Genomic DNA, 12,530 nt, shown 5'->3' with positions numbered 1-12,530 from the left:
TGTTGGATGTGGTATGGGCATTTTGCTTGGCCCACCTTACTTGTCGGAGATGCCCGGGACCTCGAACGCAGCGCACAAGTCGGCAACGTCTCTTCGCACGCAGGCATGGAGATCTTCGTCGTCTGGCCGCTGGAGGACGGAGTCAATGAAGCCAGCAATTTGCACCATTTCCACATCGCGCATGCCCATTGACGTCACTGCTGGCGCCCCCAGGCGAATTCCGCTTGTGACCGCCGGATGCCGCGGGTCGCCAGGCACCATATTAAAGTTTGTGATGATTCCTGCCTTTGCTAGTCGCTCGGCATAGGCCTTGCCCGATAGTGGCCGATCGCGAAGATCAAGGATCAGCATGTGATTGTCCGTCCCCCCGGTAACCAGGTCATAACCTCGCTCAAGAAGTGCATGTGCCAGAGCCTTGGCATTCTTGACCGTCTGTTGGCCGTAGCCTCGGAAGGACGGGTTCGCGGCTTCGTGCAAGGCAACCGCTAGCGCAGCGATGGCATTCATGTGAGGTCCGCCTTGCAGGTGAGGGAAGACCGCCCGGTCTATTCGTCTGGCGAGATTGTATTTGCTCTTTGTATGATACAGGGCCTGATAGCGATCTTCGTTCCTTGACAAAATGAAGCCACCGCGGGGACCGCGGATCGACTTGTGGGACGTGCTGCTGACCACGTCGCAATGGCCCACGGGATTCGGGTGCGCTCCCGCCGCAATCAGGCCGCTGATGTGCGCAATGTCGGCTACGAGATAGGAGTTCGCTTCCAGGGCAATTTCTGCCATTGCCGCGTAGTCAAAGACACGCGGGTAAGCGGTTCCGCCGACCCAAATGAGCCGCGGCCGTTCCCGCTTGGCTGTCTCGCGCAAGCGGTCATAGTCAATCTGCTGTGTCTTTTCATCTAGTCCATAGGGCACGCGTTGATAGTCAGTTCCGGAAAAGTTGATGGCCCAACCATGAGTCAGATGGCCCCCTTCCGGAAGGGGCAAGCCCATGACTTTGTCACCGGGACTCAAAAGCGCACGATAGACAGCCTGGTTGGCCGGCGAGCCGGAATAAGGCTGGACATTGGCATGCTCGCTGCCAAATAGCGTTTTCAGGCGCCCAATGGCCAGATCCTCAAGCTCATCAACGATCTCGTTTCCAGCGTAGTAGCGCGCGCCGGGGTACCCCTCGGCGTACTTGTTCGTGAAAATCGAGCCGTTCGCTTCCAGCACGGCCGAGGACGCAAAGTTCTCTGAGGCGATGAGCTTGAGGGTCGTCCGCTCCTGCCGCTCCTGTCTCAGAAGCAGCTCGTGGACGCGGCAATCAACCGCGGCCAAGGAAGACCGCCCGTGGGTGTCCGGCTGTGCGATCGCGCCGTCTGCGGAGTTGTCCATGGTAGCTTCGCGCTCCAATTGGATTGACCTATTTCACGGTCAAGCACGCGGTCCCTTTCGGCCGCGTGTCTCGTACCGCTTCGAGCCGCTGCAGGTCCTGTTTATGATAGCCGTCGCGATGGGGCAGGAGATCGACCAATAATTGAATCAGCCCGCCGTCGTTGGATCCTGCGTTGAGATGGTACGAGCGCCACGGAGGCTGTTCGTTGCAGCAAAGAAAATCGGCTCTGGCGAGCAGCCGGACGTGTCGCGCAACCCGCTCTCGACACACGCTCAGAATCTCCGCTAGCTCGCAGACAGTTAGGTCCGCATGCGCACAAAGGCCCAGGATTCGAAGGCGGTCAGGATGCGCTGCCATGCGTAGGCGACTAACCAGTGTCATCATGGCTCAGGACCAAGTCCTACCGAATTTCTCATTTCGCGTTCTCCGCAGAAGTTGCGATTTCGAAGGGTTGTCCAACGACCGGACAAATCTCGGTGGCCGTGACGACCGTCGATATCCTGTGTCGAACAAACAAATGGGCGCTCTTCTTGCCTTTAGCCGAAATTGCAAGCAGTTCGGCCAGTCGAAGAAGCGGGGCCACGGTTTGGAACCACTGACCTCAGACGTTGCAATAAGCCTACCATTCACAGCGAGCCGGAGTTGCTAAGAGTCTATGAATTTCCTTGAAGGATCTGTTGCAACGTTTGCCCAGCCTGGCCTGCTCCCGGTTTGCAGCGGTCATGGTCAGGCGATCCATCGCCTCTGCGAGCACGATCAGGAATTTGCCCTGCATCGCATCGCTGATCAGCTCCTGAAGGCCGGGACGCAACAGCGACCCGCCGCAGATCGCGCGGTGGGTATTGCTGTCGACGACTGTCCAGCCTTGCTTTTCAGCACGCAAGCAGCAGAGCCGCAACTGATCCTCGATCGAGGCGTCTCGGTGATTGTCAGTTGAGTAGCGAGCGCCAAGCGCGACCTTCATGAGGCGGCCCCTTACTCCGGGACGCGGTCTCGCGTCTGGCTATCCGTTTCGGCTTGAACGAAATCCCGTGCGGCCTGTCGTGCCAGCAGCCGGACCAGATTGACGAAGCGTCGATCGGGCTTCGGCGACGCAGACACAGCCGATTCGCGGGCCGCGCCGGCGACCACACGAAGCTTTTCGGCTGTTGCCGTTTCGGCGCGCTATGATCGCGTTCCTGTCCTGACGCGAAATACTCCGTTTCGAGACAATGATGCCAAGTCACAGTGCTTCGACAAGCTGGAATTCTATCAATAACGCGCGTCGCGCAGGAGCCAGTGCTGGCCGATGACGGGGCACATTGTGCTCCGAAGAAGCCATGGCTATATATCCGGATAGAGAACGGAGGCACGCGATGGGCAACACTGCACAGAAGAGAGCAATTATCGCTCTCGCCTGGCTGAGCGCGGCATCGCGCGGTTCGAGATCCAGGCCTTCGACGCAGACCGCGATCTACTGCGAACTCTTGCCCGAAAATTAACGGAGAGCGGGCCGGATGCCCGACAGCTTCGTCGGACCATACAGCAAGCCGTGGCGGGTGAGCCACCGAAAGCGGGCAGCATTCTCGCCGCGTTGCGTCGCTCGCCTCTGGTTGGCTCCAGTCTCGACCTCAGCCGGCCGCGCGAAGAGGGGCGTAAGACCGACCTGTGACGCGCTACCTTCTTCATGCCAATATCATCAGCAACGTCATAAAGCCGGAGCCTTCGGGCTCGTTGCTGGCCTGGATGGGCGCGCAGAAGGACGAAGACCTCTTCATTGCTTCGCTTACTGTCGCCGAAATTCGCCGAGGCATCCTAGAGAAGCCGAAGGGGAAAAAGCGCAGCAGCCTTGAAACTTGGTTCGAGGGCTCCGAAGGCCCGCAAGCGCTGTTCGCTGGCCGCGTGCTATCGTTCGACGAGAAAGCTGGCCTCGTGTGGGCGCGGCTGATGGCCAACGGCAAAGCCAGAGGCCGTTCGCGGAGCGCCCTAGACACAATCATTGCCGCTGTAGCCGAAGCCAACGAGTGTGTCGTAGTGACCGACAATGAAAAGGACTTCGAGGACGTTCAGATAATCAACCCGCTCCGTAGCTCTGGAAGCCAAGCGGGTGATGATAGCTCCAACGGTCCGGCCGATTCAATTTGAGGATTTCAGCGGCACGGAGTCCGAACGTCTCGTGTTCGCCTACCTTTAGCGATGGCTGGATTGATCTTGCTTAGTTCGGCCAGGGCGTCTCTTCCAGTTCCGCTTTAATGCCATCCCGGTTCATCTAGTCAGCTCGATCTACCAACAGTTCGCTCGCACGAGCGCCGCGGACAAGGCGCGATCGCAGGGACTGCGCGATACGCGTGTCGAGCTCGTCCATCTTACACTCGATCTCGTCTTCGAAGGCCCTCTCGCCAAACGCCACTGTAGTCCATCCCGCGTGCGCCTCGGGGGCCTTCTCATCGAGGGTTTCTCGCCACTGGTCTGGCGCGCTACCAATGGCAAGTTCGCCCGCTGGGAACTCGTCGGTGCACTCCCAGCTCTGGGCATCCACATCAACTGCGGAGCTCTTCATAGCCGTGTTCTGCCTTTAGCTGGCAGCTCTCGAGCTCGACGAGCAGCCGATCAGCGACACCCGCGACCTCAAGTTCGACCCGGTTGACTCGATAACACCCTATTGGCAGATTCAGTCGGGGAGGATCTGCCCACTCCGATCACAAGCCGATCTTTCGACCCCGTAGTCGGGAATTCTCCATGGACCTTCGTGAAGAAGGAATGCAGCGCCGAAAGCCGAAGCGCTTCCGATACATCGAAGCCCCTTCCGAGTCGGAGCCCCGATTAGGCATTCCTGCCACTCTATCTAGCCGACCCCCGTGGCCGCGTTGCCGATCGGTGCGCACTGGTCGCCTACATCGCCCCGGCACGTGAAGATCGTCTCTGCTGACGCTCGTTGACAATTCAGGCCGCCTCCGGCTGGCGTTTGATCAGCGTCAGCGTCAACCAGCGCGCGGTCAGCGCCGGCTTTTTCGAGCCCTCGATCTCAATCGTCACGCCCAGCGCCGTCTGCACCCAGCCCGACGGCCTGACCTTGACGTCGGCTAGTACGAAACGGGTGCGGATGCGCGATCCGGTTTTCACCGGCGCCAGGAAGCGCAGCGATTCGAAGCCATAGTTGACACCCATCTTGCAGTTTTCGAGCGGCCGCATGGTCTCGAAAGTCATCGCCGACAAAAGCGAAAGCGACAGGAAGCCATGTGCGATGGTGCCGCCGAACGGCGTCTCGCGCTTGGCGCGCTCCGGATCGCAGTGGATGAACTGGTGGTCATCGGTGGACTCGGCGAACTGGTCGATCATCCGCTGCGAGACCACCCGCCATGGCGACACGCCGACTTCCTTGCCGACGCTGGCCAGAAGCTCGTCGAGACTGATCGGTTCCAAGCTAATGTCCTCCATTTCAACCGTCCGAGGCGCGAGCGGCTTCATACCGTGAACAGTGTCAGCCCATGCTGCACCGACTGCCGGCCATCCATCGGCAGGATGGCTCCGGTGAGATGACTGCCGTCACAGCTGCACGAATAGAGCGTTCCGCCGGCAATCTCATTCGGCGCACCGATGCGGCCGATCCGAACATGGCTGCAGACGAGCCGGCTTGTACTCGGTCGCGGTGCGCGTCGTGCAGGCCACTGAAAGCAGCTCGTCTTGCTTCCGGTGATCATTCCGCCGGCGCCGCTATGCGGTATTGTCGCAGATTGATAAAATCAATTGTCTGGATAGGAACCATCCGTGTTTCGAATTTGGAGGAGTCCGGCAGACGGGGTGGCTTGGGGTCCTTGTTGAAGCGCGCCGGCCTCATTCACCGGTAGCACTGAGCCGGCAAGAAGCGCCAGTTCAATGACATTGGGTGTCGACACGGCAAAGCGGCATCAGATGCTACTTCATGATGCGGGATGGCGCTTGCTTCAAGAAGCGCTCGGCCTGACGTGGAAGCCAGCACCGGATCTGGACTGTCGATATGCGCCCGATATTCGCGCAGCACAGCCTGCAACCGCAGCGACGATGATCTCAGCCGTTGCGAGCATGCCAACCTTGGTGCCGGCCACTCTGTTAGCTTGAAGCGCAACGCGCATTTGACCCGTCACCAGACCGGGTTGCGTAACTTGGATTTCCAAGGCGTCTTCCTGGGTTTGCACCGTCAGCGCGCTGACAGCAAAGGCAGGTGCGCACGTCAAGGCAAGCGATCGTCTCGATCTCGCGGGCAATTCCAGCCCCACCGCGGGAATCTGACCCGACAAACAACGAGCAGATGCGGTTCTCGCCTCGGCGCCATTGCTCTGTCTTTCGATCCATTCTCGCGTGCGCGCTTCTGGGGCGTCGTTCAGCGCAAAGTCGGTGACCACGGCTGCGCTTTCCGCGCCAGCCTCAAAAAACGCCTTCGAGACGGTCAGGTTGAGGCCGCCGATGCAGACCAATGGGATCGGCGCGACCTGGTGCTCCACCGCTGATCCGCTCGAGTCCTCGCGACGCCCATTCATCTTCTTGAGGCTGTTGGATAGACTGGGGCGAGCGCCACATACTCCGGTTCCGCCACTGGCGCCGTTTCCAGTTCGGTGTGATCGTGGATCGACAGGCCGAGCTTCAATCCGACTTATTTCATCGCCAGCATCGGCGGCAGCCAAATCCTTTTGACCAAGATGGACGAAGTCGCAGCCTTCCACGATTGCCGTGCGCCAAATGTCGTTGACTCACTTGGCAACCATGGACCGCGCAGGCGTCGTTCGCGCGGCGGATTTCCGTCTGCAGTCCTTTCTCGTCCATATCCTTTATCCGGAGCTGCACCAGACTCACGCCGAGCGGAACCAGCCGGTCAATCCAGCCGGCACGTCCACGACTTCATGAGTAGACGGCCCTGCCGATCGTCGGTGGGTAGCGCCGTTCGAGCATTCCCGAGCTGAAAGCTTCACGACCGGCATCGACCGCTTTGCCGAACGCACGCGCCATGCCGACCGGATCGGCCGCCCTCGGGACCGCCGTGTTCAGGAGCACGGCGTCAAACCCCTCTATGACGGTCGCCGCGTACGACGGCCGTCCGAGCCGTGCATGCACAATCAACGGAATGTAGGGGGAATGTCCGCGCATCAACTGGACCTCGGAGCTCAACGCTTCATCGCATTAGAATGAGCGTTCGAAACGCAGGATACCGCCGACACTGCTCTTCTTGTTGGCATTGGTCCAGTTCACTTCGGAAGCTTTCACCTTTCCGACGGCGGAGCCTCCGTAGCGGTCATAGTCGAGTTCAGCCGTAACTGTGAAATCTGGAAGGAACGCATAGGCGACGTTCGCAGCGACACCATAGTTGTTGAGCTGATCACCCGAGAGCTGAAGGTTGAACGAAGCTGACTCGGTGAGCTCGTAACCGGCGCCAGCCCAGAAAGCCCAGTTCCCGCCCCAAGGTTTATAGAAACCGCGACCATGAGCGTCTACCGAATTCGACGAGCCGTAGTTGAGCTGGCCATGGGAACCGTAGCCCAACATTCCGGATAGCAACAGTTCGTTGGTGACATTGATGTCGACACGGACCTTGGCGGCCACCGATTCGTAGTTGCTATCATAAGCTGCAACGCCGGTGATCGCTCCCCAGCCATGTGCGTATTTCAAGCCGCCTACTATGTGGGGAGCGTAGCTGTCGATTGTGCCGACCACGTCCGAGCCTTGTTCCAGCGAAACCACGGCCGAAAAGCCGTTCCCTGCGTCCAAGTAGTACTGAACCACATTGGTATCGAAAGCGCCGTACGGAGCCGGCGTCTGGTTCAGTACATCACCCGCGCAGCCAATAAACATGTCGAAAGCCGACCGGTCCTTACCAACTCGCAGGCCACCAAGCTGAATCCAGGCGATAGTCAGGCCGCTGCCTCCGTTCAAGGCATAGGACCGAGAACTGTCCGAAACCGATGTCTGGTGGCTGCCGAAGTTCACGCGGGTTTCGGTGTAGGTCTTCAACGTCCCGCGTTCGGTCTCCTGGCCGGTCCAGGTTTTCAATGTGAAGCGTGTGTTGTTTTGCAACGCGCTCTGATGCTCACCAGTCCTCACATCCGAGGTTCTTGAGTGGTCAAACAATCCGACGTTGTAACGGACAGAGCCGCCGATTCGCAGGCAGGTCTCGGTGCCTGAAATGTAGACGTAGCCCGAGCCGTAGACGTCGCAGATCTTGACGTACTCAGTCGGGTCAGGCTCGGCGGCGGTGCTGACGGCGCGAGCGTTGGAAACGGCAATCAGTGCCGCAGTTGAGCCGAGGAGGAGGCTCCTAATGGTCATTGTCGATCTCCGCTTTAATAATAAAGTGATGGACGCGAGTGATTCTGTGAACAGCTTTGAAACGTGCGCAGTTTTGCTGCGCGGTCAGCTAAGCCCTGAAGGAAATCCTAGAATGTACTCTGGTGATTGTTGTCCAATATTTGGTTTTAGCTGCCGATAACATAATTTTCGCCGAAATGGAGGTATGCAAAATTTTGTACAATCATCACAGTCAACTCAGCTGGTAAAGGTAGGCGTCACAAAGGGTCCTGCATTCGACCGCAAATGACGTGCCAGCCTGACGACCAGCTGCGGCTTGAAGCTCAATTGTGCGGGCGGACCTTGGTTCGCACTTCCTTGTTTTTGCCTTGCGGATCCACCCAAGCACGAACGGAAAACGTTCGGCTACAGTTCGACTGTTCGCTTCGCGACAGTTTCGTTCAATGGGGACAGCATTGTTTGTGGTGAGCCCGACGTTGAGGCATCATGCGGCGGCACCGCTCGGCACGACGCCGTCATGTTGGCGAGCTGATGCTCGACAACTACGCGCTGCAGCCTTGCACCAAACAACGCTCGGCAATAAGTCTCGACCAGCGCTCAAAGTCCCGATAGGTCCGGCCGTAGGATGGAGTGCGCAGGCCACCCCTTCACGCTGGAATTCTTCGAATGTGATGGCGATACGCTTTATCGCCGAAGATCATCTGTTCGCGGATTGTCGAGCAGAAGACCGAAGTTCGGGGTCGTTACAAGCGCGATTCCAAGTTTCTTTGTCCCCCTAATGATGGCGGTGCGCTGCTCGCCAAGGGTCCACCACGGTTCAATCCGATGATCGTGATTGACGCCGGTTAGAACAACGTCAGCGGTGGCGTCTATGTTGTATGTGCGACAGAGGTTTCGCGCGTTTGGAAGTGAAGCTTCCCGTGTTTGCAATCGATGAGATCGGGCAAGCGCAAGGCGAACACTTTGCCAGCGAGCGGCGTCGTTCGACTGCTTCCATGGTAGATGAGCGGCACGATATCCGCGCTCAATTGGGCAGAACAAACGGCCGTGCGTGGAATGTCCTCAAATCCGAAGCCGCCAACCTCGCGCATCTGCTGCACAAAGAGCTGCGGCTTATGCCGTCGCCAATGCTCACGATTGGCCAAATCTTTGGAAGTTGGCTCTCCGGGATCGATGAATCTGAGAAATACGAATTCGCCATAGCGCTACTCCGGGACGCGGCACTGCCGCATCAAATGCGAAAACGTGATCGGGACCGCGCGGAAGCGCTACACCTCGCAGGTGGGCGTCCACCATCGCTCCGGAATCGCGCCGTTGCTCTGGCGCAAGAACGCGGCGAGGTACGGACTCGCGATCTCACCGACGTCGGCATCCCACGGTGCTACCTCTCCCGGATGTGCGAGGAAGGGCTGTTCGTGAAGGTCGGCTATGGGCGGTATCGAGCCGCTGCCTACGTTGAAGCGAACTGAGCTGGCTAGGCGAGTGACTTCAGGATGACCCCGGAAGTATTATCAAATAGATCGTTGCGGAAAATTCAGATTGGCATGTGCTCAAACGTGATCCAGAATTTCCGTTGAGCAAAGTTGGTAGTGAAAGCGCGTGACCTCGTCGGCGTGTGGCAGAAGGCGATTTCAGCTGTGATTGACAAGACCGCGCCTGCTGGTCGCTGAACGGTCAGCGACAAGAGGCCTGGCACACTAGCACACGTGAGTTCAGGGCTCATGAAAGGGTAATGCTCAACAATCCTGCTCAATGAACGTCGTAATGAATGACGAGCTTGTTCTGAGTATTTAACAGGTGAGCGATTTCAGGGGCGTGAATTCGGTTCATTCAGGTTGTAAGGTCCAAAAAGGTTGCAACTTACTACCGACACCGTCCCGTCATCGCGCAATTGCAATTCGATCTAACCGGCTTATTCTGGCTGTCGGGGAAATGTTACAGCGGAGGGAAACCGTGAACGATTTGCTGAACAAACCGGCTACGCCCAGGTCAAGACATTTCAATCTGAAACTGGCTGTCGCAGCCGTGTCTATCACTTACGCGCTTTTCGGCGTCTACGGCAAATCCTTCGGCGATGCATTCTTCGGCATCATTCTGGCGCTCATAGCCTTCCTCGACGAGTATGGATTTGACACGAACCGTTATGTCGATGCGGCGCGGCAAAAGTTGCAAAGGTTCTATCGGCAAGGTGATAAGATCGCGCGGGTTCTCGTCTTCACTATCGGAGTCGGTGGAACCGCTCTGATCGTGGACTGGATATTCAATCTCAACGTCATCCCGATCGATGCGGTCGATCCATGGATAAAGCGTCTGGCGCCGGCGCTGGTCATTGCCGCGACAACGCTTTTTCTCGTGACTTTCTTTTCCAAGTTTTTCTATCAGCTCAACGTCACCGTCGCGGATCGAATATCGAACCGGATTGAGATCACGCTCTACCTGGCCACATCGCTCTTTATTGTTTCGAACATCGTCTTCTGGATCGGGATTAATGTCGAAAACGCGCTTCCCTCCTCCTCCACCGATCTGAACAGGTATGATCCAGGGCAATGGGCAGATATTTCTCCGTGGTGGCAGAATTTGCTTCTGTCCCTTGTCCTAATCTCCCTGGTTTGGCTGACCGCCAGCTTCATTTGGGCCTTCTCGCGCTACGCGGAATATTATTGGCGCGACGTACCGCTGAACTCCAAGCCCAAGAGGGCTCAGAACCAGGACGGCAGAAGTACGAAATCCAAGTAACAGCCGCAGGTTGGCGGCAGCGATTGATCATGTTCGACCGCAATCGCCGGTGTTAGATAGGAGTGGCTTCTTCGATGTAAAAATGGGCGAACTTCTTGTGGTTGCGTGGAGCCTGAGGTCGGTAAGGTCCGAACCCGGCGCACTGCGGGACGTCGCTGAACTCAAAGCGTGCGTCGACGGTGGGATGGACTACGGCCTCCGGATTGATCTCTCGGAGTTTGGCCTTGTAGCCTAGTTTGGCGGTCAACCATGAGAGCCACGTAGGGGTCCGGCAAACAAAGGCCTGTGATCTTGAGCCGAAGCCAGGGCTTGTTGGCTCACTTGGCTTCGCCCAGTTCCAGCCTCAGCTTGTGCAGGAAGGTTTCGAGAGTGCCCTCGTCTTTCGGCCAATCCGTTGGCATAGACGGTCTTTAAGGCGGAGTCCTTGTAACGGACCGTGCGGCTACGAGCCGGCCTCGGCTACTTTGCGTCCGAATTGGCGTTATGCTAGTATCGGGGATTTATTAGCTAGGTGTGGGACATGGGCATTAACGATATTTCGACAGATCCATTGGCTGACCTCGAGGACGCTTGTGACCTTATGGATGGCAGTTGCGCCGGGCGCACTCACTTCATCCTCCACCAGACCGTGGACGGAAAGCTCACCTACGACACGGTGAAGCCTTGGATTGGGAAAAAGCGTAACAAGTCGCACGCGGTAATTCTCAAAACGGGAGAGGTGGTCCATTTGTGGCCATTCCAAGAGACGAACGTGTGGGCGACGAAGGCAGAGTCCGGCTTGAAGCCAAAGAACGGAAAGCTGCCTAAGTTCGACCTTAAGGGCAAGGCAATTAACATTGAAATAGACTACGAGGAGGGGGGCTCTCCGAACTCGGCGCAGTACACGAGCCTAGCGGCTTGTTATATTGGCGCTTGCCGTACGGTCGATCGAGTTCTCACGATCGTGCCACATATAGAAATCGATCGCGGGATTCCGGACGGCCACAGTGACCCGCAGAACTTCAATTACACGGGATTCTACGAGCGATTGAACGATCTGGGCGTGGACATGGATCGGGTTCCTCGGTTCGACCATGACCGATATTGGGCAAAGGAGTCGTACAAGGTCCCGTACGCGGATGATTGGTTTTCATGGCCACCGGTGCTGACCGGCGACCCGCATGCCAAACCCAAGGGGGTCGAGCGAGTGGCGAGCCCGCACGGCGATCAGCGCGAGTGGGCAGGGATGCTGTCGAAAGATGCCAGCTTTCACCTCGTTTCAACTGGCGCGATTGGGGTCAAAGAGTTCGATCGCCTTATTCGAAGACTTGAGCAGGAGAGGGAGATTCTTGCCGAGGAAACCGAGGAGCGGGATGAAAACTGAGACGACCACGCGCCACGATCTTCCAAACGTTGATCATTACTGGGGCAGCGGCATTCTGAGGCGAGCCAGTGCTCGAGAAGGGTTCGCCGTTCTGCGCGGGCAATCGGGTGTATTTTGGGAATCGGCACGAATGGCGGACGGGAGCTAGCATCTTGTGAGTCATCTAGGAATTGCTGAAACTCCGAGCGCAAAGATGCCCACAGGTGGGCTGCTGATAGCTACGCCTGAAGGAGCGCACTTCAGACAGTCGCTATCGATGTATGAAGTTAGGTCCTTGAGATAAACGCCTTTGGCACTCTTCTGGCTTCTTTCCTGCTCTGGCTAGCGGAAGCTCAATTTTTCCAGCGCTCACTGTACGAAAAAATTGGTGAGCGTCTGTTGTTCGGCAGCCATCGGCAAGCGCTCAGAGGCGCCGAAGGCGCGTTCGTCATGTTGCTCCCATCTGGGCGCCGTCCGATTGCAAAGGAGCAAAGGGCGTGATCGCAAGCTAGTCGAGGCGCTCGGCAAGGCAGCTCCGCCGGTTGTGTGCGTCAAGTTCTGCAAAATGGGCCGGCCATGATGCTGGTCATGCGGCTTGGCGCAGAGCGAGCTTCTTGTGCTCGCGCAGGTCGTCCATGTTGATGTATCGGTTGGCCTCCATCCAGTTTTCATTGGTCTCGACGGCCAACGCCCTGACCAGGCGCAGGCAGCTTTCGGTATTGGGGAAGATGCGCACGACATAGGTGCGCCGGCGGATTTCCTCGTTGAGCCGCTCCAGCATGTTGGTGGATTTGAGATGCTTGTGGTGCTGTCTCGGCAGCC

Annotated in this window: 10 protein-coding genes and 2 pseudogenes; 5 read left to right on the top strand and 7 right to left on the bottom strand. The window is 57.8% G+C overall.

Features of this window, described 5'->3' with window-relative positions; genetic code table 11:
• Window positions 1–36: 36 nt before the first annotated feature.
• Together glyA and NKI64_RS28985 are read right to left on the bottom strand one after the other, a co-directional pair.
• Complete coding sequence (gene glyA, locus NKI64_RS28995; protein ID WP_023702973.1) at window positions 37–1,374, bottom strand: serine hydroxymethyltransferase; 1,338 nt, start codon at window positions 1,372–1,374, stop codon at window positions 37–39.
• A gap of 620 nt (window positions 1,375–1,994) precedes the next feature.
• Complete coding sequence (locus NKI64_RS28985) at window positions 1,995–2,339, bottom strand: recombinase family protein (RefSeq protein ID WP_023690648.1); 345 nt, start codon at window positions 2,337–2,339, stop codon at window positions 1,995–1,997.
• A gap of 391 nt (window positions 2,340–2,730) precedes the next feature.
• On the opposite strand from NKI64_RS28985, the pseudogene NKI64_RS28980 reads away from it, so the two are divergent.
• Window positions 2,731–3,026 (top strand): annotated as a pseudogene (locus tag NKI64_RS28980) (hypothetical protein).
• Window positions 3,023–3,499, top strand: coding sequence for a type II toxin-antitoxin system VapC family toxin (locus NKI64_RS28975; protein WP_352671561.1), 477 nt, complete (start codon window positions 3,023–3,025; stop codon window positions 3,497–3,499). The pseudogene NKI64_RS28980 and the gene NKI64_RS28975 overlap by 4 nt, the downstream one beginning before the upstream one ends.
• Before the next feature lie 798 nt (window positions 3,500–4,297).
• Here the strand turns inward: NKI64_RS28975 and NKI64_RS28970 are convergent.
• The 4 genes and pseudogenes from NKI64_RS28970 to NKI64_RS28950 form a co-directional block, all read right to left on the bottom strand.
• A complete protein-coding gene (locus NKI64_RS28970; protein ID WP_031194149.1) occupies window positions 4,298–4,792 on the bottom strand; it encodes a MaoC family dehydratase in 495 nt (164 codons plus the stop codon).
• 506 nt (window positions 4,793–5,298) lie between these two features.
• Complete coding sequence (locus tag NKI64_RS32240; RefSeq protein WP_502901408.1) at window positions 5,299–5,835, bottom strand: bifunctional hydroxymethylpyrimidine kinase/phosphomethylpyrimidine kinase; 537 nt, start codon at window positions 5,833–5,835, stop codon at window positions 5,299–5,301.
• Window positions 5,836–6,229: 394 nt separating this feature from the next.
• A pseudogene (locus NKI64_RS28955) lies at window positions 6,230–6,490 on the bottom strand (thiazole synthase); the annotation flags it as partial.
• Window positions 6,491–6,508: 18 nt separating this feature from the next.
• Window positions 6,509–7,651 (bottom strand): porin, encoded by a 1,143-nt coding sequence (locus tag NKI64_RS28950; protein WP_352671558.1) that lies wholly within the window; start codon window positions 7,649–7,651, stop codon window positions 6,509–6,511.
• Window positions 7,652–8,550: 899 nt separating this feature from the next.
• Here NKI64_RS28950 and NKI64_RS28945 point away from each other — a divergent pair.
• The 3 genes from NKI64_RS28945 to NKI64_RS28935 all read left to right on the top strand — a co-directional run bounded on the left by NKI64_RS28945 (window position 8,551) and on the right by NKI64_RS28935 (window position 11,729).
• The gene (locus NKI64_RS28945) at window positions 8,551–9,099 is read left to right on the top strand and encodes a type IV toxin-antitoxin system AbiEi family antitoxin domain-containing protein (protein ID WP_245274543.1); all 549 of its coding nucleotides are present in this window, start codon (window positions 8,551–8,553) and stop codon (window positions 9,097–9,099) included.
• Between the two features lie 484 nt (window positions 9,100–9,583).
• On the top strand, window positions 9,584–10,366 hold the full coding sequence (locus tag NKI64_RS28940; protein ID WP_023820166.1) for a hypothetical protein: 783 nt from the start codon (window positions 9,584–9,586) through the stop codon (window positions 10,364–10,366).
• A 520-nt stretch (window positions 10,367–10,886) separates the two neighbouring features.
• A complete protein-coding gene (locus tag NKI64_RS28935; protein WP_023702986.1) occupies window positions 10,887–11,729 on the top strand; it encodes an N-acetylmuramoyl-L-alanine amidase in 843 nt (280 codons plus the stop codon).
• 565 nt (window positions 11,730–12,294) lie between these two features.
• Here NKI64_RS28935 and NKI64_RS28930 read toward each other — a convergent pair.
• On the bottom strand, window positions 12,295–12,530 hold a 236-nt coding region (locus NKI64_RS28930), incomplete at its 5' end, for a transposase (protein WP_352544348.1).

Origin of the sequence: Mesorhizobium sp. M0478 (assembly GCF_040321305.1) — a bacterium.
Classification (GTDB): domain Bacteria; phylum Pseudomonadota; class Alphaproteobacteria; order Rhizobiales; family Rhizobiaceae; genus Mesorhizobium.
Note: the sequence above shows the minus strand (reverse complement) of the source record. Positions and strands in the feature narration are given on the sequence as shown.

Bases quoted from the DNA above. Each gene is read 5' to 3' on its own strand.
- glyA (WP_023702973.1), bottom strand. From the start codon at position 1,374: ATGGACAACTCCGCAGACGGCGCGATCGCACAGCCGGACACCCACGGG.
- NKI64_RS28985 (WP_023690648.1), bottom strand. From the start codon at position 2,339: ATGAAGGTCGCGCTTGGCGCTCGCTACTCAACTGACAATCACCGAGAC.
- NKI64_RS28970 (WP_031194149.1), bottom strand. From the start codon at position 4,792: ATGGAGGACATTAGCTTGGAACCGATCAGTCTCGACGAGCTTCTGGCC.
- NKI64_RS28950 (WP_352671558.1), bottom strand. From the start codon at position 7,651: ATGACCATTAGGAGCCTCCTCCTCGGCTCAACTGCGGCACTGATTGCC.
- NKI64_RS28935 (WP_023702986.1), top strand. From the start codon at position 10,887: ATGGGCATTAACGATATTTCGACAGATCCATTGGCTGACCTCGAGGAC.